Consider the following 24,593-nt stretch of genomic DNA (forward strand, 5'->3'; position numbering starts at 1 on the left):
TTATCAGTCAGTACTCTACGATGATCACTGAGAGTTTCCTCTCTGTTTAAACCACCGTTTACAGAGCAAGGGACTAGAGAAGCATCCCTTGGTGTGTTCTTTAACTCTCCTGATAACTTAGATACCGCCATATCCATGACCTCTCTTAGGCTAATCAACTAATTACTCTCAGGTCTCACGACCCAAGCCCCGACTCTTCAGGGTGGGGTAATTGACTGTAAACCTCATGGTAGAGCCCCTCGTAGATTTTTATCTAACCTCCGCAAGAAGACTCCATCCGACAGGGTGGAGATGAATTGCGGTACGGGTTGTGTCTCACGTATCCCTTTCTGCGAGCACAGGGGATAGTGTGCCCATACCAAACTATATTTAACGACCTGTAAAGGTCAGCTCCGCCGAAGCGGGTTTGTCCTCATCACCAATGTTGAGGCAGGCACGGAACATGATGATGGTACAGGTCTCGGGATACCGATCTGGGTCGTCCACCATGTCTTTCAGAGCCTGGAACTTGAGGAGCATTCCAGGGTGATTTTCAGACACTCAGCCCCGAACGTAGTTCATCTGCCTCCACCCTACAGGAGACTTCACTTAGGCTAATCTCCTACCCCTCTACAGGAGCTCTTTCAACCCCCTTCCGAAAGGGAGGGGTAGTTGACAGTTTTATCCGGCATACTCATTAATTCATCAAGTTCATCTGCACCAAGCACTAATGAATCTGAAGATCTGCTTTGAACCAAAGTAGGAATCCTAATCTGACTAACCAATTTCTTGGCTTGCATATTTGCTGCTATTAATTCTGTGCCTAACTTAAAAGTGATTTTAGAAAGAACTAATGGATCGTCTTCATACACTGTAACTACGTTGGGATCACGAGAAATCTCCGTACTTAATTTGGGATCGATTTTGCGTTTCATGAGAAGGCGCGTCTTCGAGCGTTACCGAATCGTCTCATCAGGTCGTCCAGCACCTGTGTGTCTGCGAATGAGGTGATAACCCCAGGAAGTGTAATCACGGCCATAGTACGTCGCTTCCAGTAGTTAGAAAGTTAGTAAGGAGCACCACTCTTATAAACAGACAGACCCCAACCTGTAACTAAAAAAGTGAAGCAGAAGACGGACCCCTTCAAAATTCACGGATTTTTTTAAAAACCCGAAATTCAAAATTGAAAAAAAGAAGCTGAAAAGGAAAAAAGAGAACGATAAGAGGCCTGAATAATTTTCTAGCTAAATCTTACCTTCCTTTTTCAATTTATCAAGCATTTCTCGACCGTGACATTTGATTATCTGCTCTTCTGAGCAGTTTCCTTCTTTAAATGAATCCCTAATTTCAGGCTTGTCACATTCACATTCTTCGGCGTGTTTTTCAACCATACTGTTCACCTCTTAGTTTTACAAACACAGAGAATACTATAACTTGAACTTCTCTGCATTGCAACTTATTTAGTGATGTTTTTTGTTTTTAGAGAAAATTTTTTATTACTTCAAAAAATATAGTGTATCTGATAATATAAATTGCAAAGAGGATGCTATGGAAATAACTTCCCAAAAGTAAAGCGGCAGAAAGGTGATTATATGATTCAAGAAAATGAATGTAAGAGTTTAGATCATGCTAATAAGTCGGATAAAGTTACCAATACTAATGAACGCCTTCATTGGCATTGTCTGCAGCATGAAGGAAATCTTAATTGTACAAGTGAATGTGTGCTTCAAAATGCATTGAAAATTTTTGGAAAGAAGCATTCTATGTCCATAATTCGGGCTCTTCTGCGTCACAATAAATTACGCTTTAATAAACTACTGGACGCGGTAGGAGGCAGCCCTAAGACCCTTACTAAACGTCTAAGAGAGTTAGAGGAACACGGGTTATTAGACCGAGAGACTTATGACGAAATTCCACCTAGGGTTGAATATTCACTTACAAAACCTGGAAAAGATTTGGAAGATATCTTTGAAAGGATTTCCATCTGGGCTGGAACTTGGATCGCGAGTAGATAGAAGAACGCAAAATTAGAATGAAATTACTAGAAAACAAAAAATGGTGCGTCAGACAAATTTAATCGATTACTTCTTCAACATAGACTAAAGCTTCATTTGGACAATGTGCCACACATGCTGGAACGTCGCTATCTGGACAAAGATCACATTTTGAAACCACTTTAACATTGTTATTTTCATCTCGAGCAATAGTAATAGCCCCATACGGGCACACCATGATACAACTGCAGCATCCGACGCATTTATCTGCGTTATGTTGTACTGTCCCGTCTTCATCAATGTACATAGCACCACTAATGCACGCATACACACAATCAGGTTCATTACAGTGACGGCATTGCAGTGCAAATGAAATTGGTTTACTTATTTCTACTATTACTTTTGGATCTGGTTTCTGTAATTCGTGTTTGAATGCTTTGATTATGTCTTTTGATTTAGAATGTTCAACTACACACCAAATCTCACACAGTTTGCAGCCTATACATACTTCTTCGTTAGCATAAATTCTTTTCATAAAACTCATCTGCCTCAAATTTCAAATGACATTAATTCAATATGCATATAATTTTCCATAAGGACGTTTATGAACAGGAATGAGTTTGGTAAATGGCATATCTAAGATTTCTTGATCGTTGAAACCATCAAAATACCATGTAAACTCTCTAATAGCTTTTTCTAGCAATTTAAAGTCTTCTTCGTCCATTTCAACAGGGCTGATTTCTTTTCCTAACTGAGACTCTTTTATGTTATCTTCATCGCCACGGATGAAAAGCGTCCCTCCATGCATACCAGTTCCTATGAAATTAGCTCTGTGAGTTTGACCTTTTCTTAAAGTTAATCCAAGTAAAATTCCGATTCCACCCGCCATATATTCCCCGAAAAAGTCTTGTGCAGTCCCACCGATAACTACAACCGGTTTTTTCAGTAAATATTCTTTCATATGCAAAAGACATCTATACCCGACATCTCCTCGTATGAAAATCTTGCCACCACGCATTGACATAGCGAGCAGATCTCCTGCGTTGCCATGAACTATGATTTTGCCATCGTTCATCGTATTTCCGATTCCATCCTGACCATTTCCATAAACCTGAATGCTAATAGGTCCGTTCAAAAATGCTCCTAAATCCTGTCCAGGTGTACCATTTATTTCAATCTCTATCTGACGATCGTAAACACCAGTACCAATATAGCGATGTCCATATACATTATCAAGAATGAGTTTCCTAATTCCATTGGTTGCTGCTTGTCTTATTTTTTCATTTAATTCACGGAAAGGTATGCCCGCAGCATTAATTACCTTAGCATAAGTGCTCATCTATTGTCCAGCCCCCTTTACACCTAACACCTTTAGTTCCCAATCGGCTAAATCGATCCCACGTAAATGCAATCTGTTTCCTCTAAGGCTTTCTAATGCGTTGATACCCATTCCACCAAGCATTTCTTTAACTTCTAAACTCCAAGCTTTTAGTAAGTTGAGCAATCGTCTTCTTGCGATATCTGGGTTTAATCGTTTTGCCAAGTAGGGGTCTTGTGTGCATATGCCCCAATTACATTTTCCTGTATAGCAACGCTGGCAAACAGTACATCCCATAGCTACAAGAGCAGCGGTCCCAATATAGACTGCATCTGCACCCAGAGCGATTGCTTTAACAATATCTGCAGAATTCCGGAAACCACCTGCACATATAAGTGAACATTGATTTCGGATGCCTTCTGCACGCAATCGGTCATCAACCGATGCAAGTGCAAGTTCAATTGGAACCCCTACATTATCGCGAATAATTTGAGGGGCGGCACCTGTGCCTCCACGGAACCCATCTATTGCAACAATATCTGCGCCTGCACGTACAATACCTGACGCTATTGCCGCTGCATTGTGAACTGCTGCAATTTTGACTGAAATCGGTTTGTAATTTGTAGCTTCTTTCAGAGCGTAGATCAGAGTAGAAAGATCTTCAATGGAGTAAATGTCATGTTGAGGAGCAGGAGACAAGGCATCAGTGCCTTCTGGTATCATTCTGGTTTGTGAGACTGTAACTGAAACCTTTTCACCTGGTAAATGTCCACCTATACCTGGTTTCGCTCCCTGTCCAATTTTAATTTCAACGATCCTTGAGGTGTTTAGGTAATCTGAGTCAACGCCAAATCGTCCTGAAGCACACTGTACGATAGCATTATTACCATATTTTCGCAGTTCAAGAGGTAATCCTCCTTCTCCTGTATTAAACAGCGTTCCAAATTCTGTAGCAGCTTGTGCTAATGCCTTTTGTGCTTGAAAACTTATCGCACCGAAGCTGATCGCAGAGAAGATAATGGGCGTTTCTATCCTTACTTGTTCTGTTTCTTCATATTCTAGGACTCCATTTTTATAAGAGAGCCCCTCAGGCTTTTTACCAAGATATATGCGAAGTTCCATCGGTTCCCGCAAAGGATCTATGCTTGGATTTGTTACCTGTGATGCATTGATAAGTAAATGATCAAAATAAATTTTATATGGTTGTGGGTTGCCACATCCCGTAAGTAAGACGCCTCCAGTTTCTGCCTGCTTTTTTAAATTGTTTATAACTTCTTTTGTCCAACTAGCATTAGGACGATAATCAGCTGGATTTGGTCGAATAATTAGTGCATTAGTTGGACATAGGACTGCGCATCTTTGGCAACCAGCACAGTCTTCTTCTTTCACAAACATAAGATCAAGTTCTTCATCATGTCTATGAACCTCGAACCCACACTGTCGAACGCACACGCCACAACGTATGCATCTGTCTTCATTTCTTTCAATAAGAAATTCTGGGAGTAATTGTGATTTCATTATTATGATTCACCTACCGCATAAACAGCTTCTTTATTATAGAGAACTTTACGATCTTTTAATCGACCGATAATCGGTTCACCGCCTTTTGGAGTCCATGTGGTTTCAATATCAGGACAAACTAGGCGGATAGATCCCTCTTCCGAAGATAAGTAAAGCATGTCATTCTTTTCATTAATTCCTGCACTTAAAGGTCGAAGTCTGATTCTATCGGTAAGTCCGATCATTTCACCTTCGTGTGCTATAATTATTGTAAATGGTCCATTAAGTAAGAGATCGCCGAAAGCCTTTCGTAGCGTTGTATATTGGTTGCGAAGTTTTTCATCCTCTAATGCGTCTATTTCACTCCAAAGAGGCGCAGAAAAGACTTTGGCAACTAAATCAATCGGTAAATTATGTCTCCTCATTAACAGATCAACAGCATAGGCTATAACTTCTGTATCCGTGAACAATGTGCAGATGTAGCCATACATTTCAAGGAAACGTTTGTTTGTGCCGTAAGAGGAAATCTCTCCATTGTGTACTACAGACCAATCTAAAACACCAAAAGGATGCGCTCCACCCCACCACGCTTGTGAATTTGTCGGGAATCTACCGTGGGCAGTCCAAAGATATCCTTTGTACTCTTCTAAACGGAAATATTCGCCAATCTGTTCTGGGAATCCAACACCTTTGAAGATGCCACTATTTTTACCACTTGAGAAAACAAAAGCGTCCTGAATTTGTGTATTGATCTCCATTACTTTCTTCACAATGTAGTCTGGATTTTCAACAGGAGGCTTTACGAAATAACGCCAGACTATTGGTGCATGGAGTTGATCAATGCTAAGAGTTGGTTTAGTGGGAATTTCTTCGTCAAATTCGATCTCAAAATTATGCTTAAGAAAATCTTCTGTGAGTTCTTTTCCTTTTCTAGTTTGATACATGATATGAAATGCATAATAATCCTTGAATTCGGGATATAATCCATAAATTGCAAAGCCTCCCCCTAAGCCATTGCCTCTCTCGTGCATGTTAGCAATCGCATGAAGTATGTCATTTCCATAGAACAAATCTCCTTTAACATTCATCATTCCGAAGATAGAACAATTAGAAATGACTTTATCATCATTATACGGATTCGCTATTTTCTTCAAGTCATGCATGAGAGGTTCTCCTTTGCCAGTAAATCATTTCTTACTTGATCGCTCAAGTGGATAAGACCGAAATCTTCAGAAAGTAAATCATCCTTGAATTCCGAGACATCAATTTTGTTTCTCATTAACCCAAGGAAAATTCCTGCACGATCTATCTCATTAGCTAGAACGAATCCCATTATTTTATTATCCTTTAAAATAATTGATTTGTAAAAACTCTCTGTGTTTTGGCTTAAAATCTCGTAATCTGATTTTTCTTCGTCTGAAAGGTTGATTATTCCAGCAGAGATGATTGGAAATCCAAAAAAGGTCGTAGAATTCATGCTGGTGCCCCAATAGTACTCTTTACAATCACCCGCCATATTGAATCCTGCGATTCTCCCACCTACAAAAGCGGTTGGCCACAACGGAGTCAATCTGAAAGAATCCATAATAAAATCATAGACTTCTGCACAATCACCGCACGCAAAAACATTGGGCACACTAGTCTCCATTTTCTTATTAACTAAAATTCCCCGGTTGACTTCTACTTCACTTTCTCTAACTAATTCTATCCTTGGTCGCACACCTATCGCAATAACTACAATGTCGCATCGGATTGTAGTTCCATCTTTTAGAACGACTCCCCCTACTTCATTAGGATTTGAGAAACTTCCAGTAATTTCTGAGATAGTGTTACCAGTTATTATCTTGATGTCTTGATTTTCCAGGACTGTTTCAACCCATTGAGAGGCTGGTTGATCAATTACTAGTGGCATAAGTCGATCTAGAAGTTCAACAACAGTAACTTCAAGTCCTTTCATTCTTAATGCTTCAGCTGCTTTGAGTCCAATAAGCCCTCCGCCTAAAATAACAGCTCTGCCTTTCTTTTCGGATATGGTTTTTTGGAGCTCAAGTGTAGTGTCAAGTGTGTTGAACCCCCTAAAAACTCCTGTCTTATCTAGACCGGGCATATTTGGGACGAAAGGTGTGCCACCAGTAGCTAGTAAAAGTTTCTCATAATATAATTTTTTTCCATTATCTAACGTAACTTTTTTTTCGTTAAAATCGATATTTGTTGCTTGAGTGCCAAAAAAAGTAGCTACGCCGTTATCCTCATAGAAATTAGGCACTCTAAGATAAATATCGTCTAGTTTAATTTTTTCAGCTAGTAGATATGAAATTAAAGGTCTTGAATAAGCCGAATAGGGCTCATCAGAGATTACTGCTATTTCATTGGTTTTGTCAACCTCTCTTATTGCTTCTATAGCTCCTATCCCACCAGCTGAGTTTCCAATGATAATGTACTTGTAATAATTCATAGGACACATCGTCCATAGATTCAATAGTTTACATTTGTCAAAGATCGATTCAATAACTTGCTTTTGTCCCAAATCGATCAATTACAATAAGGATATCGCTTTAAATGTTTTGCGTTGATTCACAAATGTTGAACTGAAGAAATGTTCACTCCGAGCTTGTTTTTTTGAACGTTTGATACGTTTTCTAATACTCAGCAAAATATTCAAACAAACAAACAAACAAATTCTCGCAAATGTTTGATCGAATGTATACTTTCTGAGATAGTAATTAACACGGGTTTTTTCTTTTCTAACTCATTACAACGTAAAGAATTAAAAAAAGAAATGAGGAAAGGGACTTCCGCATTACACATGGTTATGAATTACACACGGATAAGATATTTGTCAATTTCCCACTGTGTAATTTTCTGCTTGTGATCGGGGTCGCCCTTCACAAACTCTTCATACTCTGCAACTTCAGCACGTTTCAATTTGAGATATAAGTTAAAGGTATATTCGCCAAGCGCTTCTTTTATCACTGTGTCTTTTTCTAATTCATTTAAAGCTTCAGTTAATGAGCCTGGAAGCGTTTTTATGCCTCTGTCTGCTAAGTCTTGCTCAGTAAGATCATAAACATTCAACCCTGTACAGTTCAATGTTTCTGGCATCTCAATTTGGTTTTTAATTCCGTCAAGGCCTGCACTCAACATGACGGCGTAGGCCAAATATGGGTTACAGGAAACATCAGGACACCTAAACTCTGCGCGAATAGCTTTTTCCAGATTTGGATGATAGTTTGGTACTCTAACGAGGGCAGATCTATTTGCGAAAGCCCAGCTAATATAGACAGGAGCCTCATAACCTGGTACTAAGCGTTTGTATGAATTAATAGTGGGTGCTACAACTGCAGTTAAAGCTTTAGCGTGTTTTAATAGACCACCAATATACCATTTACCCACATCGCTAAGAGAACTATCAGCACTAGCGTCATAAAACGCATTTTTTCCTGTGTCAACTGCAAAAAGACTTTGGTGAACATGCATTCCAGAACCGTTTTCACCGTAGTATGGTTTTGGCATGAAAGTCGCATACATCCCAAGCTGCACCGCCATCGCCTTTGTTGCTTGTTTGTAGGTTATGGATTTATCAGCTGCCTCTAATGCCTCTGCGTATCGAAAGTCTATTTCGTGCTGCCCGGGAGCAACCTCGTGGTGGCTCATTTCGATTTCCAATCCGAAATCTTCCATTGCAAGAATTGCAGCTCGACGCACGTCAGTTCCCATATCCATTGGCATCATATCAAAATAGCCGCCAGAGTCCATGGGGCTCATACAACCGCCGTTATCCATTCTTACTAAGAAAAATTCGAGTTCAGGCCCTGTTAAAAAATTATAGCCCATATCTGTTGCTTTCTTTATTGCTCTTTTTAGAATATAACGCGGATCGCCTTCAAACGGTCTTCCGCCAGGACGCATAATATCGCAAATCATTCTCGCAGTTGTTAATTCCTTAGGTCTCCATGGAAGAATAGCCCAAGTGTTTGGGTCGGGCATAGCTATCATATCTGAATCATAGATGGGAGTAAAACCCTTTATGGAAGAGCCATCAAACCCCGTACCATTAGTTAATGAATCTCCAACGTGAGTGATCGGAATTGCAACGTTCTTGAGCGTCCCGAAAATATCTACGAACTGGAGTCGCAGAAATTTGACATTATGTTTTTCTGCGAGTGCAGCCAATTCTGCAATTTTCTCTGTGTTAGTTTCTATAGTTTTCATTTTTTTACCTCTTTTTTTTATGGTAATTTCAGTTTTTTGTACAATTGTTTTATCCGATATTATACAATGTACAGTTTTTTTAACTGACATTGTCCATTTTTTGGTACTTTAGAATGTGAAATTAAACACTTGGAAGTGTATACTATTTATAAATCTTACGTACGACTCATAAAAAGTATACATATTTATGTATAAAGGTAATATGTGTCTCAAAATGAGGGCGTTAACAACTTTTTTGGAGCGTTTCTAGAAATAACTTTTTTATTCTATTTCGTAATCTTTTTTATTTCACTAAAGGCTAATTCAGAATTATCAAACACCGAAAAATACAATTGGACTAAACAGGAGGGCTATTGTGCAAATCTGTGTAGCTGTCGGAGAAAAAAGTATAAACAAACTTTTCATGTTGATATCTAACGCTGAGTTTCAAGCAGATCTCATTGAATTTCGTCTAGATTATTTGGAGGCCCTCGATTATGGTGAATTAGAAAAACTATTAGAAAAAATGAAACTCCCTGTAATTTTTACTGTCAGACGTAAGAACGAAGGTGGTAAATTTAAGGGGAGTGAAGAAGATCGTTTCAAGACTCTTAATAACTTAATTGATTTGCGCCCCGATTTCATTGACATCGAATTAAGTAGTCCATTTCTAAATGAGGATCTCGTAGATTCTGCAAAAAAGGTTGGAGTAAAAATCATTGGTTCATATCATTCATTTCAAGATACTCCACCAACCCATGTTCTCTTAAAGAAAATAGATATGGCGTACAGATTGGGTATTGATGTAGTGAAAATAGTAACTTATGCAAAAGAAATTGAAGATAACTTAATAATTTTAAGTTTACATAGCGCGGCGGAGAAATATCTCAGAGAAATGGAAATTGTAACATTCTGTATGGGCGAAAATGGTTTAATCTCTAGGGTATTATGTCCTTTATTCGGTTCAAAATTTACATTTGCATCATTCGGGGCGAATGTTACAGCGCCGGGTCAAATTAGCATTCAAAAAATGAGACGGATTCAGAAATTGATAAGTGAATGAAATGATCACGTCAGAAACACAGCTTTGTGGACTAATTGGACATCCAGTCAAACACTCTCTTTCTCCAATTATGCACAACGCAGCATTCAAAGAAGTTGGCATAGATGATAAATACTGCTATTTAGCATTTAACGTCCTCGAAAGTGATTTAAAACAGGTGATAACTGCAGTTAAAACCTTAAACATCCGAGGATTGAATGTCACTATCCCTCATAAACTTGCTGTAATGGAATACCTTGATCTTATTGATACGACAGCACAAAGCATTGGTGCTGTTAATACAATTGTAAATAATCAAGGATTTCTCAGAGGATACAACACAGATCTTCTAGGCGTGACAAATGCATTAAAGGAAGCCGAATTTGATCCAACAAACAAAAAAATTGTGATATTAGGTGCTGGTGGTGCAGCACGGGCAGCATCATTTTCAATCGGAAGAAAAGCAGCTGAACTCGTCATCGTGAACCGGTCAATAGAAAAAGCTAATGAGCTTTGTAACGACTTATTGGAAAGTGTGATTGTTGAAGCCCGATCTCGTGAGTTATCAGAAAAAATTCTAAGAGAAGAGGTCCAAAATGCAGATCTGCTCGTTAACTGCACATCAGTTGGAATGTGGCCCGATGCAAACCAAACATTACTTAAACGAGAAATTATCCCTGAAACTATCACAGTTTTTGACACTGTCTATAACCCTCTTGAGACACAACTATTGAAAGATGCAAAAAAGGCAGGCGCAAAGACAATTTCTGGCTTAGCCATGTTTGTATGGCAAGGTGCTATAGCATTTGAGTTGTGGACGGGAGCTAAAGCTCCTATTCAAAAGATGAAAGAAATTGTTAGTGAAAAATTGAAAGGCGGCAGAAATGAAAAATAATCTTGTAATCATAGGTTTCATGGCGACAGGAAAAACCAGTGTAGCACAAGCTCTAGCTAGCAAATTAGGAAAGGAATATGTAAGCACGGATGATTTAATTGTAAAAAAAGCTAACAAATATATCCCGAAAATCTTTGAAGATGATGGCGAGATCAAGTTTAGGGAACTTGAAATAGAAATAGTTAAAACAGTCTCAGAAATGGACGATATCGTTGTAGATTGCGGTGGAGGCGTTGTTCTCAATTGGATAAATGTTGTAAGGTTGAAAGAGAAGGGAATTATAGTTTTACTAACAGCATCTGTGGAAAGGATATTGGAAAGGTCTTCTTCGAGTACAGAAAGACCTTTACTTAACGTTCAAAATACAAGGGAAAAAATTGTGGCACTATTGAAATTTCGAGAGCCTTTTTACGAAAAAGCTGCAGATGTGATTATTGATACAAACAACCTTAGTATTGATAATATTGTTGCACAAATCTTGGATTTCTTAAAATAATGGACGTTAATAAAGCATGAAAATAAAAATAACCCCCTCTGCGATTGAAGGACAAGTTGTAGCGCCTCCTTCCAAGAGTTACACTCACAGAGCACTAGTTTGTTCAGCGTTAGCTAACGGTGAGAGTAAAATAATTTCCCCACTAAACAGCGATGATACAGAAGCTACGATGGATTTATTGGAGAAACTCGGTGTTAAAATACGTGTTAAAGAAGACTTTTGGAATGTAAATGGTGGACAGTTACATCAACCTAAAGGAGATCTGTTTTGTCGAGAATCTGGAACAACTATGAGATTTATGACAACAATTTGCTCACTAGTCAACGGAACCTGCCGATTGACTGGTGGAAGTTCACTATCAAAAAGGCCAATGAAACCATTGATTGACGGATTGAAACAACTAGGCGTTGAATGTTCCTCTGAAAGAGGATTTCCTCCTATAATTGTTAAAGGAGGGCTGATAGGTGGGCGCACAAAAATTCCGGGTAACATAAGTTCTCAATTTATTTCTGCTTTGCTTTTAGTAGCACCTCTAGCAAAAGACGATACAGAGATAATACTTACAACACCCTTAGAATCTAAGCCATATGTTCTGATGACAACAGATGCACAAAGACAATTTGGTGTTGAAATTGGGGCTTCTGAAGATTTAAGAAAATTTTGGATAAAAAAACAGGCTTACAAACCAATGATTTACAAAGTTGAGGGGGATTGGTCGAGTGCAGCATTGTTATTATCCTCTGGTGTATTGGCTGGGGAAATCGAGGCACAAAATTTGAATGCAAAAAGTTTACAAGCAGATAGAGAGATCTTGAATGTGCTAAAAAAAATGGGAGCAGAAGCTATTTCAAAAAATGGGAGTATAAAACTAAAGAAATCCGAATTAGAAGCCCTCGAATTTGACGTAACTAATTGCCCGGATCTATTTCCAATACTTACAGTTCTTTGTGCAGTTGCTGAAGGTAAAAGTAAATTAACGGGGATCAAAAGACTCAAGATAAAAGAATCGGATCGAATTGCTGCAATGAAAGAAGGTTTAGTGAGAATGAATGTAGATGTGAGCGAGGAGGAAAATAGTATTATAATTAAAACCTCAAAACCTAAGGGAGCGATAATAGATCCGAAAAACGACCACAGGATAGCAATGGCATTTGCTGTTTTATCGTTAGTTGCAGAGGGTGAGACTTTAATCCAAGATGCAGAATGTGTATCAAAATCATTTCCAAATTTTTGGGATGTAATGAAACCCTTAGGTATGAATTTTGAGGAGATAACATGAGTAATAGCTTAGGTGAAAAATTTCGGATAACAAGTTTTGGTGAGAGCCACGGAAAATGTGTGGGTGTCGTGATTGACGGTTGCCCTAGTGGTTTATCGTTATCCGAAGATGATATCCAACCTGAATTAAACAGAAGACGTCCAGGTCAAAGCCAGATTACTACTAAGCGACAAGAAGAAGATCAAGTAGAAATTCTATCTGGCGTCTTTAATGGTTACACAACAGGTGCACCAATTTGTATGCTTATTTGGAACAAAGACGTTGATTCTACTAAATATGAACTCTTTAGGGATGTACCTCGACCAGGTCATGCCGATTTCACTGCACGCCAAAAATATGGTGGATTCAACGATTATCGAGGCGGTGGTAGATTTTCAGGTAGAATAACCGCTAGTTTCGTGATGGCGGGTGCTGTAGCCAGAAAACTCCTAAGAGATGTTTTAAATGTAGATATTACTGCCCATACTATTGAAATAGGCGGGATCAAAGCAAAGAAAATAGAGGATATATCATTAATTAAGAAAAATGTTGAAAAAACTCCTATACGAACTGCTGATTTAGAAACTGCCGAAAAGATGATTGAACTAGTAATACAGGCAGAGAATGAAGGAGATAGTATAGGAGGAATAATCGAATGTATAGTAACAAATGTTCCAATTGGTTTGGGTGAACCAATTTTTTCTTCTTTAGAATCAGACATTAGTAAAGCAATTTTTTCAATTCCTGCAGTTAAGGGAATAGAATTTGGTGCTGGTTTTCGTGTTTCAAGAATGAAAGGCTCTGAAAATAATGATAAATTTACCTTTAAAAATGGGCAAATTCTCACAAAAACAAATAATGCAGGTGGAATTTTAGGCGGTATATCAACTGGCATGCCTATTACATTTCGGATAGCGATCAAACCCACAGCTTCAATCACGAAAAAACAAGAATCCGTGAGTATTTCAGAGAAAAAAGAAACTGAACTTCAAATAGAGGGAAGACATGACCCATGTATAGTCCCAAGAGCTGTACCAGTTGTTGAATCCATGACAGCGATGGTTTTAGCCGATCATGCGATAAGATATAATGTAATTCCGCCAGTAATCAGGAGGATGACTTCTTGAGTTTAGAAGAATTCCGAGACGAAATTAGAGATACTGATCTTAAAATATTGGATCTTATTAAAAAACGACTGGATATCGCTAAAAAGATAGGTTTGTATAAGAAAAAACACCAATATCCAGTTAAAAATGTAAAGGTAGAAGAAAAAGTAATAGAGCATGCGAAAAATCATGCTTTAAGTCTTGGAATACCTACCGAACTTGCAGTCAATGTAATTAAGTTGTTAATCGAATTTTCTGTGAAAATTCAACTACAGAATCTGTAAGTAGTCTTAACGATCGATGAAAAGTGATTAAAGTGATTCAAAATGTTATGAAGCGACGAAGAAGCATTAGAAAATTCAAGAAAGATAAGTTTGGAATTGAAAAACTCTGTTCAATTCTGAAAGCAAGCTTACTGGCACCTTCAGGTGCAGATCAAAGCCCATTTACTTTGATTATAATTGATAATGAGCAGTTGAAAAGACAGATAAGAACTGAATGTGAAGTTGCAGACAAAGATTTCCATGAGGGGTCCCCTGCTTGGCTAAAAGAGTGGTTTGCTAAAAAAAATATCACAACTGAGAAAAAGTTCCTTACAGACGCTCCGTTTTTGGTTGTATTAGCTGGAAATACCACGATGCCCTATTGGTTAGAATCAACCTGGATTTCAATAGCATATCTCATTCTAGCTGCCGAAGAGGAAGGCCTGGCCACATTAACATATACACCTGGTCAAATGAAGTTTCTCATGCCGCTTTTAGAATTGCCAGAAGTGTATGAACCTGTAGTTATTCTTCCAATAGGATATCCTGACGAATTTCCGACTAAAATTGACAATGGTGATAAAGAAACTAAAATCTTTTTTAATAAATTTGGTGTTGAAGAGAATTCTTGTCGTTCTTAGTCAATTTTATATTTAAAAAATTGTTAATAATAGCCTTAAATGATTTTTTAAGCGAGGTTTGTCTCTTATGCAGACTAGTCTTAACAAATTCATTAAGAAAAGGGCAACATCGTTTATTCTCTTGCTGATTTTAGTAACTAGTTCTTTTGCTATACTGTCGTCATATTTACCGCTCGTAGATGAAGATCGTTTTTCGCCAAAAGGCGAAGATCGAGTTCCTCTTACAACATGGAAATTCAAGATAGATCCGAATAAAGATGGAATGGAGGAAAAATGGTTTGAGGTAGATTATGAGGATTCACGATGGCAAGATGTAATAGTGCCTTCTACATGGAATTTAGAGCCAGATCTTGAATGGTATAAAGGTCTTGGCTGGTATCGCACCCATTTTTTTATCCCTGATGCTTGGCAAGCGTCGCAAAGTGACGAATTGATAAATGTACACTTTCTTGCTGTATTTCTTAAATGCGATGCGTGGTTAAATGGTTATTATCTTGGAAATCATCGTGGAGGTTATACTGATTTTTCTTTTGATATTTCTTCAATTGTTAATTACAAAGGTGAAAATATTCTAGCTGTCCGAGTTGATAATCAGTTATATAATACTCAAATTCCAGCTATATCATTTGATTGGTGGTTTTGGGGTGGTTTAACTAGGGAAGTATTCATAGAAAAACGTCCTCGACTACAGATCTCAGATATTTCAATAACTACAAAGGTATTAATGAATGATCTTGCACTCATAAATGTGACTTGCACAATTAATAATGATTATAATTCTGACTTCGAGAGCAACATCCAATTAAAACTTTTGAGAGATAATATCCTTACTTATTCTTCTTCTTTTGACATTTTAATTAGTTCTAATGATCATTATCGATGGTCTAAGACTTTATTTCTGAATAATCCTAAATTATGGTCTCCAGAGAATCCAAATTTATACAAAGCAGTAGTTAGTGTAAGTGTCGAGAATAAAGTACACCATAGAGTTGAAGAGCGGTTTGGAATACGTGAGATCAAGAGAAAGGGGAATGCACTATATTTAAACAATAGAATGATCTTTTTGCGCGGATTCTCGCGTCACGAGGATCACCCCGACTATGGGAACATTTTGCCATCCGACATCCAGTATAATGACCTTAAAATGATAAAGGAAAGCGGAGCGAATTTCGTTCGTCTTTCTCACTATCCTAATCATCCCTCTGTTTTGGAAATCTGCGATGAGCTAGGGCTCTTAGTTTGGGAAGAAATTCCTGCTTGGCATATTCCTCCCGAAACTTTATCGAATCCTAAAACCATCGAAAAGTGGGCTAAACCACAGCTAAAGGAAATGATCCAACGTGATAAAAATCATCCAAGTATCATCATTTGGTCAATTGGTAACGAATTTGATACTATGTCCGCTCTTTCGTTAATTTACGTTCGCAAGATGGTCAATTATACTCGAAGTTTAGATAATTCACGTCTAATTACTTATGCTACAAATAGATATCAAGGAGATCTTGGTTATGATTATATTGATGTTATATCAATCAATGCGTACATGGGCTGGTATACTGCGGAGATTAATGAGTTTGGAAAAATATTAGATGATATCCACAAATATAATCCCAATAAACCTATTCTGATAAGTGAATTTGGTGCTGGTGCGGTTTTAGGGAAAAGAGGGGAAGGGAAATATACCGAAGATTTTCAAGTAACCTTTTTGAAGGGTTATTGGAGTCAAATAGAAGAACGAATGAGTGGAAGCTCCACCAACACAGGCTATGTTGTCGGAGCCGCTTGGTGGGTGTTTGCAGACTTTAAGAGCCCGCGACGTATACATAGTCAAATTCCAAAATATAACCTAAAAGGCGTTGTAGATCAATTAAGGCAGCCAAAATTAGCATATTTTGAAATAACAACTCTTTTCAGCACTTCACCCAATAATTCTAAAACTCTTAGAAGCGCGCTTTTGTTTAAGAGCGATACTACCTTAGAATTGTATAGACAGTATTCTTGTTTCAAAAATTCCCAAACTCAGTATTCTCGCATTCAAATCTTAGAAAAACACTTAATTTATACGAGTATAGACTCCAGCAATAAGCGTAAACTCATTTTCGACTTTTTGAAAACGGCTTTCGAAACGATAGCTTTTAAAAACATTGAGTAAGTCATCCCTTTAGAATTTTAAATCATTATAAAATTAGGAATAATTATGCGCGCAAAAATAATAATGGTGAAATGGTGTCCCATTTAGTTGCTGAATATGATTTTAATCCATTTTTATGGAGTTGACATCTCTGTTAGGTCGTTTCAAGCAAATAACTGAAAAAGTCTTTAAGCCATTCGCAAAAATTCTCGCAGATCTTGGACTCAGGCCAAATCATCTTACAGTAATTGCATTCATACTTTCAGTTCTTACAGCATATTTAATTCTAGTTCATGATTTCGCTTGGGCTGCAGTAACATTGCTTGCTGCAGGTGGATGTGATCTTCTTGATGGATTAGTTGCCCGTATTACTAATACCGTTACGATCAGAGGCGGTTTTCTAGATTCCGTTTTCGATAGATATAGTGATGCTGTAATTATCGGAGCAATTACTTTTTCGGGTAATTGTGACCCAATTTGGGGTGTTCTTGCGATTTTTGGTTCACTCTTAGTTAGTTACGTTAGGGCTCGTGCAGAAGTTGCAGGAGCAAAACTAAGTGGGATAGGTCTCGCGGAAAGACCAGAAAGGCTTGCTATAATTGCATTCTTTTCATTCTTCAATTATTCAATTCACCATGAACTTTTCAATACCGTCAATTATATAGACCTATTTAATGCGCAGGGAGACATTCTTATTCGGATCAGTATGTTAACATACGGCCTTAACTTTGGCATGATTATCCTTACAATCCTCACACAAATTACATTACTGCAAAGGATTTGGTATGCCTGGAAACACCTATCTGGTGAACCTATATCCCATGAAAAAGAATCTAGTTGAACCTATACTATGGCAAAAGACCAATCAACAAGAATGAGACTCTTAATTTAACTCTTTGAGTTCCCTTGTACCTTAACTGAAAATACATCTGTTAATAGTTTTTCTAAGAATTCTTTCGCATTAAGCATTTGTTTTTTACCAAGTTCTGTTGCATGGTAGTATTTTCTATCAGGTCTTCCCATTGGGGACTCTTCCCAAGACTCGTCCACGAGTTTCTCACTCTTCATTTTGTATAGAACAACGTAGCAACTAACTCTAGCCGGCGAGAAATCGAAGTTCTCTTGAATTTTTTGCCGGATTTCATATCCGTACATTGGACGCTCTTGGAGAAGCCGCAGGACGTAAATCCATAGATTCTCCTTTGTCAATTTCTTTATCAATCTTTTATAAGCCTTGGTTTCTTGCGCCTGCTGCTCTGAACTCATCACAATCCTCCTGTTATGCATGTGTTGCATGCTTCACTTTAAAAAAGATATGGTAAATAGAAACGACTATCCTTCCTATTAATGTTGTAATCTTTATAGCTCTATTTATTTTTAAAAAACTTATTAAAGCTAGCCCACTTAAAGCCTTTCAATTTTTGGAGGAATTTTCTTTGGCTGATTTGATGATAATTTTATACGCTTTAGCTGGGATTGGAGTAGGGTTTATAGCAGCTTTACTAGGGCTTGGCGGTGGATTCATAATGGTACCTCTCCTGAACTTGGTATTTGGAATTCCAATTCGCCAGTCTATCGGGACAAGCCTTTTTACGATCGTTTTTACCTCTTCTAGTAGTAGTGTAGAGTATGTAAGAAAAAGGGTCACTGATCTTAAATTAGGGGCAATGATGATCCCCTTTACTATTACTGGCGCTGTGATAGGGGCGAATGTTTCAGTACTAATACCTGAAGACATTCTCAAGGCTATTTTTGGTGTTGTACTCTTTATCGCAAGTGTTCGGATGTTCCTGAAAAAGAATAACAAGGATAAATTAGGCCTACAATCTGATACAGAAGAGGACGTATCTGGCTCAAAGTTTCTGTGTGTTAGTCGAATATGCACTGAACCGGATGGGACTCAATTTGAGTATACCGTGAGCATTCCTCTAATTGCATTATTTGGTTTTTGTGCAGGCTTAGTGTCCGGTTTATTGGGAGTGGGGGGTGGCATAATCCAAGTTCCAGTACTGAATCTGATATTTGGAATACCAATTCATATAGCGATTGCAACATCGCTCTTTATTATCATTTTCACATCAAGTTTTGGCATGACCACTCATTTATTGCTGGGAAATGTAATCCTATCTATAGGCGTTTTATTGGCTATTGGTACGGTTATCGGTGGACAAATTGGTGCACGAGCGGCGCAAAAAATAGAAAGAAGGAAACTCAGAAAAATTTTTGCTATTTTAATGGCGTTTGCTGGTATTAGAATGTTTATTTCATTATTTGCTATTTAGAAGAGACCTTGAAGATGGTTAAATGAATGTTGCAAATGCGATTGTTAAGATTATGGAGTCTGAAAAAACAAAATACGTTTTTGGGCATCCTGGCACACAGACACTTCCTCTTTATGACGCTCTTTATGATTCAAATATTTATCACGTTTTAGTCAGACATGAACAGACTGCATCACAAGCTGCAGATGCTTACGCAAAAATTACAGGTAAGGTAGGTATTTGTGATGCTTCGCTTGGACCTGGTGCGATGAATTTAGGAATTGGAATTGCTGGGGCATGGATTGATTCTACACCGATGATCGCATTTACTGGAGACCGAAGTGCAGAAATCATAGGGAAAGGCGCATTTCAGCATATTGAAATGCAAGGCATCTTCCACCCCATCACTAAACTCTCTAATGTTCTTTCACTGCCCGATAAAGTTTATCATACCATCAGGACTGCCTATCGAGTTGCGTTAAGCGGACGTCCAGGTCCGGTACATATAGTGATACCTGAGGACGTACTTCGTAAAGAAATAAGTGGTGAAGAAGATATAAAATCTGAACGAATATATAGAGCCTTTGCAAAGCCAAGGGCCGATCCCGAGTTAATCAAGAAAGCTATTGATCTACTTTTACAGGCTGAACGCCCAGTAATCTTGGCGGGTGGTGGATGCCACTATTCTCCCGGTAGTGCCTATAAAGAACTACTAGAACTAGCAGAACTGTTATGGATCCCAGTTGCATGCACTCTGAATGGACGTGGATGTTTTCCTGAGGATCATCCTCTTTCTATAGGCAGGACAGGAGTTTTTAGCGCAAGATACGTTAATAAATTTGTTTATCAGGCGGATGCACTTCTGGCAGTTGGATGCCGCTTTGCTGACTTAAGTATGAATCATTGGAAGATTATCAATCCAGAAACGAAGATTATTCACATTGATATAGATCCTACAGAAATTGGGAAGAATTATCCAGTTGAAATAGGTATTGTTGGAGATGCAGGAGCCACGCTGTCCGATCTTATAAATGTCCTCAAACAGCATCTAACAACGCCACGAGCAAAGGATACTCCTTGGTTGCAAATGCTAGAAAATGGAAAGAAAGAGTGGCAAAATGAAATACATGACAAGATAACATCGGATGATGTCCCTTTGAAGCCCCAACGAGTTATAAAAGAGGTTCGTAAATTCTTCGACCGTAAAACAGTTTTTACGCTTGATGCAGGTGAGCACAAAATGCTAGCGGCTGCCAATGGCTTATTAGATATTTACGAACCTGGCACATGGATTAATTCTGGAGAATTTGGACCCATGGGGTACGGACTACCAGCAGCTATTGGATCCAAAGTTGCCAGACCAAATGATAATGTTGTTGTCATAGCCGGAGACGGAGGTTTTTCTATGACACTTCAGGAATTGGCAACCTGTGTGAAACATAATTTGCCGGTAATAAGTTGTGTGCTAAATAATGATTGCCTTGGAGTGATTAAAACCTTTCAACGTAGAACTTATGATTCTCGTTTTATTTCATGTGATCTTAAAGGATCAAATCCCAGTTTTGTAAAAGTTGCTGAGGCTTTCAATTGTTATGGCGAAAGGGTAGAAAAGCCATCCGAGATCATACCCGCATTGAAGAACGCATTGAATGCAACAAAAGAAGGCATCCCTGCGGTACTTGAATTCATTACAGATCCCTTTGAAGCACCAATTCGCGTATGAATTGAATTTGAGGTGAGTTTTTGAAAAATGTGCCTGCAATAGTTGTGCATGGTGGAGCGTGGGATGTAAGTCGTGAACTAGTTGGTCCAAATAAAACTGGAATAAGTCACGCAGCTATAGCTGGAATTGAAGTCCTTAAAGCCGAAGGCAATGCTTTAGATGCTGTTGAAGCAGCGATTAGGATTTTAGAAGATGACGATTCGTTTAACGCTGGAATTGGTTCAGTACTGACCTTAGATGGACATATTGAAATGGATGCTGCTATTATGGATGGAAAAACGCTGAAGGCGGGTGCTGTAGGATCTGTTTCAAATGTTCGCCATCCTATTTCTTTAGCGAGAAAAATTGCTGAAGAAACGATCCATGTGTTTCTTGTTGGTAAGGGAGCCGATGACTTTGCCAGGGCTGTTTGCGCACAAGAAGTTTGTTCTTTTGGCGAATTAGTTGTTGAAAGAAGGAAAAAATTATGGGAGGATATAAATGAGCGTATGGGCGATAAACTCGTTGATGGATATCTCAAAGCTCAGGTGGAACTACTTGACAAATATCCTCTTCTCAAAAACGTGCCCTTAGACACTGTCGGTGCAGTTGCCATTGATAAAAACGGAGATATAGCGGCTGGAACTAGTACTGGTGGCATGCCGATGAAGTTATCGGGACGAATTGGTGACTCTCCATTGATCGGATGTGGCACCTATGCAGATAATGACTCTGGTGGTGTTTCAGCAACAGGGCATGGAGAGTCAATTATCAAAACAACTCTCGCGAAAACTACTTGCGATTTAATAGAGCGCGGGCATAACGCCCAGAAAGCTGCAGATGTTGCAATTGATTTTCTATGGACGAAAATTGGTGGCAAAGGCGGAGTTATCGTGATCGACAAAAACGGAAATGTGGGTTTATCTTATAACACAACAAAAATGCCAAGAGCTTGGATGAATACCGAGATGTCCACTCCAGAAGTGACAATATAATATTCAAACTGTAAGAGAACTTATTTTTCTGGAGTATCGTCGATATAAATCTGTGTGACGGATGTGGCGTCTGCATCGAAAGATGCGTCTTCGGTGCTAAAGTATCGCAAAATGGAAAATCTAGAGTGATCGCGGAAATTGCTATGGATGTGGGCTCTGTGTTACGACATGCCCCAAAGATGCGACACACCTCGTAGAAGGTAGTTCACTCGATCCTCCTACAAATGTATGTATATTAAAAATATGTAAATAAAAAAAATATAAAAACTTGAACTATACATACATATTTTTATAAGTTTAGGTTGGAAAGTTGATCACCAACCTATAAGGAAAATAATTTCTAGATTAAATCATATGGGGGGATATTGCATGACAACTGAAGAAATATTAAAACACCATTTAGAATCATTTGGAACTGGGAATGTAGATGAGATAGTAAAAGATTACACTGAAGATAGTGTGATATTTACACCAGATAAAGTGGTTAAGGGTCTTTCAGAGATACGAGCCCTATTTAAAATGTTCACCACCGAATTATTGCCACCTGGGTGCGATTTTAAGCTGCTGCAACAGCAAATACAAGAAAATGTAGCATACATTGCATGGAATGCAGAATCGGAATCACATAAATTCTATATCGGAACTGATACATTTGTTATCAAAGATGGAAAGATAGGACTTCAAACTTTTGCAGCACATGTTGAAAAAAAATAAGTGTTGAGTATTCTGGATTTAACCAGCCAAATACACAAATTTAAAAAACCATCAATATTCTGTCTTCTCATGGTAAAAAGAATAGCAGTAGTGGATAATGAGAAACTGCAATGCATCGCTAATTAGTTCGTTTTCTTTTTAGTCATCAGACAAAAAATTAGGAATTGGGCCTGCTGTGCTATTGATAGGTTGGTGCATTGGTTTAATTATGTTTTTTAAATTGCGTTTTTTTTAAAGTCCTTGTTGGTAACAACAATGAACTTCCAAGGTTGAGTGTTCTCAGCGCTAGGAGCAAACCGACCTGCTTCCAGCACCCTCTTTATGAGATGTTCTGGTACCGGCTTGTCCGAGAAGTTTCGCACGCTACGCCGCATGAATATCACTTTCTCGACAGCATTCCATTGATCGGATTTACCTTCAGCATCCCGAGGTTCTAGGGGCGTTCTAGCTGGCAAGGGGCCAGGAAGAGTTTTCCAGAACCCTGAGTCCACGTGGTATGATTCAATGATAGAGATAGCATCCTCTGGGCAGGCTACCATACAGTTGTAACAGCTAAAACATGGCCAGTTTTCTTTCATTTTTGGAATGTAATTCTCATCTATTTCCCATGTATCGAAAGGACAGTTCTCAATACACAACCCACATTTCTCTCCGGTACATTTATCAGGATCCGCTTTCAATTTTCCCCAATGAAAATCATCTGGACTATATATCGGTTTCAAATCTTTTTCCCAGGTCATAGGCATGATTTTCCCTCCTTATTCTGACCCCAATTCAAGAAAATAATCGTAAAATTAAGAACAAAATGTTTGTATGGGCTATTCATACTTTTAGAATTTTCTTTTACAAATTACAAATTGTAAATCTCTCTAGATCTGACTCTTGGGCAAAAACTTTAAGACAGATGGGACAAAAAGCACTTCAGAGAATAATATATGTAATCTCATGATTTAGTTTTTAGTACTCTTCTCGCTTCATCTATTTTTTCTCGGATTACATAACCTGGGGGCGGGCAACCTTCGATGAATATTCCAAACTCAGCAAGTTTTTTGCAGCAGTTACCTACCAAAACATTCTTTTTACATTTTTCATTAAATTGAACATCTGGACCTATATAAAAAGTAGAATTTTTGAGATCGTCAAGTCTTCCATCAATTTTCGCGTACTCCAAATTTCTTAACAATTCTGTAAGACATCCACTACAGGCGTTCCCATTTATAAGTTCAATTCCTTTAAATTCTTTTAACTGCAACCAAGGCTCTTTGAAGGTTCTCTTAACTGTATCTATTGGCGCACCGTACAGTTCCATGTTATCAATGTCAATTTCACCCAACCCTTTTGAATATGCATATTCAAGGTGTTTAATTTCGTTTGGATCCATTCCCATGATTTCTGTACAAACGCTATCTACAGTTACTGGTTCAAATCCTGCAACGATCAAACCCATTTCTACTGGAGTGCCTCTTGAAGGCCCAAGTCCTTCTAATCCTACAATACCATCTGCGATGACGATGTCTGGAGTGAACGTTGCATTCAAATCGGCGATACCTTCTTCCAGCCCAGCAAAATGTACCTTAGCTTTCTCTCTCCTAGGCAGCACACCTTTCATATTTTTCAAAGCTAATGTGACGCCCGTTGCAACATGGGTCTTCATTACAGGAATATCGATAATTACATCACTTTCAACTACAGTTTTAACAGTTCGTACTTCTTTTAGCACAGTTCCTTTTGTAATGGGGACTCTTACGACCTCATCTTTGTCAAAATCAACAATTTTCACAGATTCCTTTTTTGCCACTTCGTACATTCCTGAGGCATGTAAGCATTCTTCGGTAACTCTCCCATGTACCGAACTCTCACCAATTACTGGTATTGCTCCCAACTTTTTTACCATTTTAACTATAACATGAACTACCTTTGCATCCGTAATAATACCCGAACCTGGTGAAAATGAGCCCTGCACATTAGGCTTGCATAATACAATATCCCCTTTAGATATAACAGTCTCAAGACCGCCTATTTCATCAAGTGCCTTAGTTATATCTTGTTCTATGTTGCCAGATCTTGAAATCGCAACAGGGTGCAAATAATCGCCTCTTTTAACTCA

The 24,593-nt window shown here is 38.3% G+C and carries 25 protein-coding genes and 1 pseudogene; 15 read left to right on the forward strand and 11 right to left on the reverse strand.

Annotated elements, in window-relative coordinates; genetic code table 11:
- Window positions 1-623: 623 nt before the first annotated feature.
- Complete coding sequence (locus QVB70_RS11255) at window positions 624-914, reverse strand: alpha/beta hydrolase (RefSeq protein WP_287586197.1); 291 nt, start codon at window positions 912-914, stop codon at window positions 624-626.
- Between the two features lie 309 nt (window positions 915-1,223).
- Window positions 1,224-1,370, reverse strand: coding sequence for a hypothetical protein (locus QVB70_RS11260; RefSeq protein ID WP_287586199.1), 147 nt, complete (start codon window positions 1,368-1,370; stop codon window positions 1,224-1,226).
- A 201-nt stretch (window positions 1,371-1,571) separates the two neighbouring features.
- On the opposite strand from QVB70_RS11260, the gene QVB70_RS11265 reads away from it, so the two are divergent.
- The gene (locus QVB70_RS11265; RefSeq protein ID WP_287586201.1) at window positions 1,572-1,994 is read left to right on the forward strand and encodes a helix-turn-helix domain-containing protein; all 423 of its coding nucleotides are present in this window, start codon (window positions 1,572-1,574) and stop codon (window positions 1,992-1,994) included.
- Between the two features lie 58 nt (window positions 1,995-2,052).
- On the opposite strand, the gene QVB70_RS11270 is transcribed toward QVB70_RS11265, so the two are convergent.
- The 6 genes from QVB70_RS11270 to glnA all read right to left on the reverse strand — a co-directional run bounded on the left by QVB70_RS11270 (window position 2,053) and on the right by glnA (window position 9,003).
- Window positions 2,053-2,508: a 4Fe-4S dicluster domain-containing protein gene (locus tag QVB70_RS11270; RefSeq protein WP_287586203.1), complete on the reverse strand. Its 456-nt coding sequence runs from the start codon at window positions 2,506-2,508 to the stop codon at window positions 2,053-2,055.
- A gap of 36 nt (window positions 2,509-2,544) precedes the next feature.
- Complete coding sequence (locus QVB70_RS11275) at window positions 2,545-3,312, reverse strand: hypothetical protein (protein ID WP_287586205.1); 768 nt, start codon at window positions 3,310-3,312, stop codon at window positions 2,545-2,547.
- A complete protein-coding gene (locus QVB70_RS11280; RefSeq protein ID WP_287586206.1) occupies window positions 3,313-4,809 on the reverse strand; it encodes a glutamate synthase-related protein in 1,497 nt (498 codons plus the stop codon). It lies immediately after the preceding gene.
- Window positions 4,810-4,811: 2 nt separating this feature from the next.
- Window positions 4,812-5,954 (reverse strand): glutamine amidotransferase family protein, encoded by a 1,143-nt coding sequence (locus tag QVB70_RS11285; protein WP_287586207.1) that lies wholly within the window; start codon window positions 5,952-5,954, stop codon window positions 4,812-4,814.
- Complete coding sequence (locus QVB70_RS11290) at window positions 5,942-7,318, reverse strand: NAD(P)/FAD-dependent oxidoreductase (RefSeq protein ID WP_287586208.1); 1,377 nt, start codon at window positions 7,316-7,318, stop codon at window positions 5,942-5,944. The genes QVB70_RS11285 and QVB70_RS11290 overlap by 13 nt, the downstream gene beginning before the upstream one ends.
- A 290-nt stretch (window positions 7,319-7,608) precedes the next feature.
- Window positions 7,609-9,003: a type I glutamate--ammonia ligase gene (gene glnA, locus QVB70_RS11295; protein WP_287586211.1), complete on the reverse strand. Its 1,395-nt coding sequence runs from the start codon at window positions 9,001-9,003 to the stop codon at window positions 7,609-7,611.
- 355 nt (window positions 9,004-9,358) lie between these two features.
- On the opposite strand from glnA, the gene aroD reads away from it, so the two are divergent.
- The 9 genes from aroD (at window position 9,359) to QVB70_RS11340 (ending at window position 17,655) form a co-directional block, all read left to right on the forward strand.
- Window positions 9,359-10,045 carry a type I 3-dehydroquinate dehydratase gene (gene aroD / locus QVB70_RS11300; RefSeq protein ID WP_287586215.1) on the forward strand — a complete coding sequence of 229 codons (687 nt, stop codon included), beginning with the start codon at window positions 9,359-9,361 and terminating at the stop codon, window positions 10,043-10,045.
- A 1-nt stretch (window position 10,046) separates the two neighbouring features.
- On the forward strand, window positions 10,047-10,919 hold the full coding sequence (locus QVB70_RS11305; RefSeq protein WP_287586217.1) for a shikimate dehydrogenase: 873 nt from the start codon (window positions 10,047-10,049) through the stop codon (window positions 10,917-10,919).
- The gene (locus QVB70_RS11310) at window positions 10,909-11,415 is read left to right on the forward strand and encodes a shikimate kinase (RefSeq protein WP_287586219.1); all 507 of its coding nucleotides are present in this window, start codon (window positions 10,909-10,911) and stop codon (window positions 11,413-11,415) included. Before QVB70_RS11305 ends, QVB70_RS11310 begins: the two co-directional genes overlap by 11 nt.
- Window positions 11,416-11,431: 16 nt before the next feature.
- Window positions 11,432-12,694 (forward strand): 3-phosphoshikimate 1-carboxyvinyltransferase, encoded by a 1,263-nt coding sequence (aroA, locus tag QVB70_RS11315; RefSeq protein WP_287586221.1) that lies wholly within the window; start codon window positions 11,432-11,434, stop codon window positions 12,692-12,694.
- Entirely contained in the window at window positions 12,691-13,800 is a 1,110-nt protein-coding gene (aroC, locus tag QVB70_RS11320) for a chorismate synthase (protein WP_287586224.1), read from the forward strand. The genes aroA and aroC overlap by 4 nt, the downstream gene beginning before the upstream one ends.
- A complete protein-coding gene (locus tag QVB70_RS11325; RefSeq protein ID WP_287586226.1) occupies window positions 13,797-14,063 on the forward strand; it encodes a chorismate mutase in 267 nt (88 codons plus the stop codon). The genes aroC and QVB70_RS11325 overlap by 4 nt, the downstream gene beginning before the upstream one ends.
- 32 nt (window positions 14,064-14,095) lie before the next feature.
- Window positions 14,096-14,683 (forward strand): nitroreductase family protein, encoded by a 588-nt coding sequence (locus QVB70_RS11330; protein WP_287586228.1) that lies wholly within the window; start codon window positions 14,096-14,098, stop codon window positions 14,681-14,683.
- A 67-nt stretch (window positions 14,684-14,750) separates the two neighbouring features.
- Complete coding sequence (locus tag QVB70_RS11335) at window positions 14,751-16,835, forward strand: glycoside hydrolase family 2 protein (RefSeq protein ID WP_287586231.1); 2,085 nt, start codon at window positions 14,751-14,753, stop codon at window positions 16,833-16,835.
- 115 nt (window positions 16,836-16,950) lie between these two features.
- Window positions 16,951-17,655 (forward strand): CDP-alcohol phosphatidyltransferase family protein, encoded by a 705-nt coding sequence (locus QVB70_RS11340; protein WP_287586234.1) that lies wholly within the window; start codon window positions 16,951-16,953, stop codon window positions 17,653-17,655.
- 47 nt (window positions 17,656-17,702) lie between these two features.
- Here the strand turns inward: QVB70_RS11340 and QVB70_RS11345 are convergent, their stop codons facing one another.
- Entirely contained in the window at window positions 17,703-18,080 is a 378-nt protein-coding gene (locus tag QVB70_RS11345) for a PadR family transcriptional regulator (RefSeq protein ID WP_287586237.1), read from the reverse strand.
- Between the two features lie 170 nt (window positions 18,081-18,250).
- On the opposite strand from QVB70_RS11345, the gene QVB70_RS11350 reads away from it, so the two are divergent.
- From QVB70_RS11350 to QVB70_RS11365, 5 genes and pseudogenes are all read left to right on the forward strand, one after another.
- Window positions 18,251-19,096 (forward strand): sulfite exporter TauE/SafE family protein, encoded by an 846-nt coding sequence (locus QVB70_RS11350; protein WP_287586240.1) that lies wholly within the window; start codon window positions 18,251-18,253, stop codon window positions 19,094-19,096.
- A 22-nt stretch (window positions 19,097-19,118) separates the two neighbouring features.
- Window positions 19,119-20,798 carry a thiamine pyrophosphate-binding protein gene (locus QVB70_RS11355; protein ID WP_287586242.1) on the forward strand — a complete coding sequence of 560 codons (1,680 nt, stop codon included), beginning with the start codon at window positions 19,119-19,121 and terminating at the stop codon, window positions 20,796-20,798.
- 29 nt (window positions 20,799-20,827) lie between these two features.
- Window positions 20,828-21,772: an isoaspartyl peptidase/L-asparaginase gene (locus QVB70_RS11360; protein WP_287586274.1), complete on the forward strand. Its 945-nt coding sequence runs from the start codon at window positions 20,828-20,830 to the stop codon at window positions 21,770-21,772.
- Between the two features lie 127 nt (window positions 21,773-21,899).
- A pseudogene (locus tag QVB70_RS18575) lies at window positions 21,900-22,025 on the forward strand (4Fe-4S binding protein); the annotation flags it as partial.
- Between the two features lie 116 nt (window positions 22,026-22,141).
- Complete coding sequence (locus tag QVB70_RS11365; RefSeq protein WP_287586245.1) at window positions 22,142-22,486, forward strand: nuclear transport factor 2 family protein; 345 nt, start codon at window positions 22,142-22,144, stop codon at window positions 22,484-22,486.
- 215 nt (window positions 22,487-22,701) lie between these two features.
- On the opposite strand, the gene QVB70_RS11370 is transcribed toward QVB70_RS11365, so the two are convergent.
- Both QVB70_RS11370 and QVB70_RS11375 read right to left on the reverse strand, forming a co-directional pair.
- Window positions 22,702-23,232 (reverse strand): nitroreductase family protein, encoded by a 531-nt coding sequence (locus QVB70_RS11370; protein ID WP_287586247.1) that lies wholly within the window; start codon window positions 23,230-23,232, stop codon window positions 22,702-22,704.
- A 197-nt stretch (window positions 23,233-23,429) separates the two neighbouring features.
- The gene (locus QVB70_RS11375) at window positions 23,430-24,572 is read right to left on the reverse strand and encodes a DUF362 domain-containing protein (RefSeq protein WP_287586249.1); all 1,143 of its coding nucleotides are present in this window, start codon (window positions 24,570-24,572) and stop codon (window positions 23,430-23,432) included.
- Between the last annotated feature and the right edge of the window lie 21 nt (window positions 24,573-24,593).

The organism is Candidatus Borrarchaeum sp. (assembly GCF_019058535.1).
GTDB classification, from domain to species: Archaea; Asgardarchaeota; Sifarchaeia; order Borrarchaeales; family Borrarchaeaceae; genus Borrarchaeum; species Borrarchaeum weybense.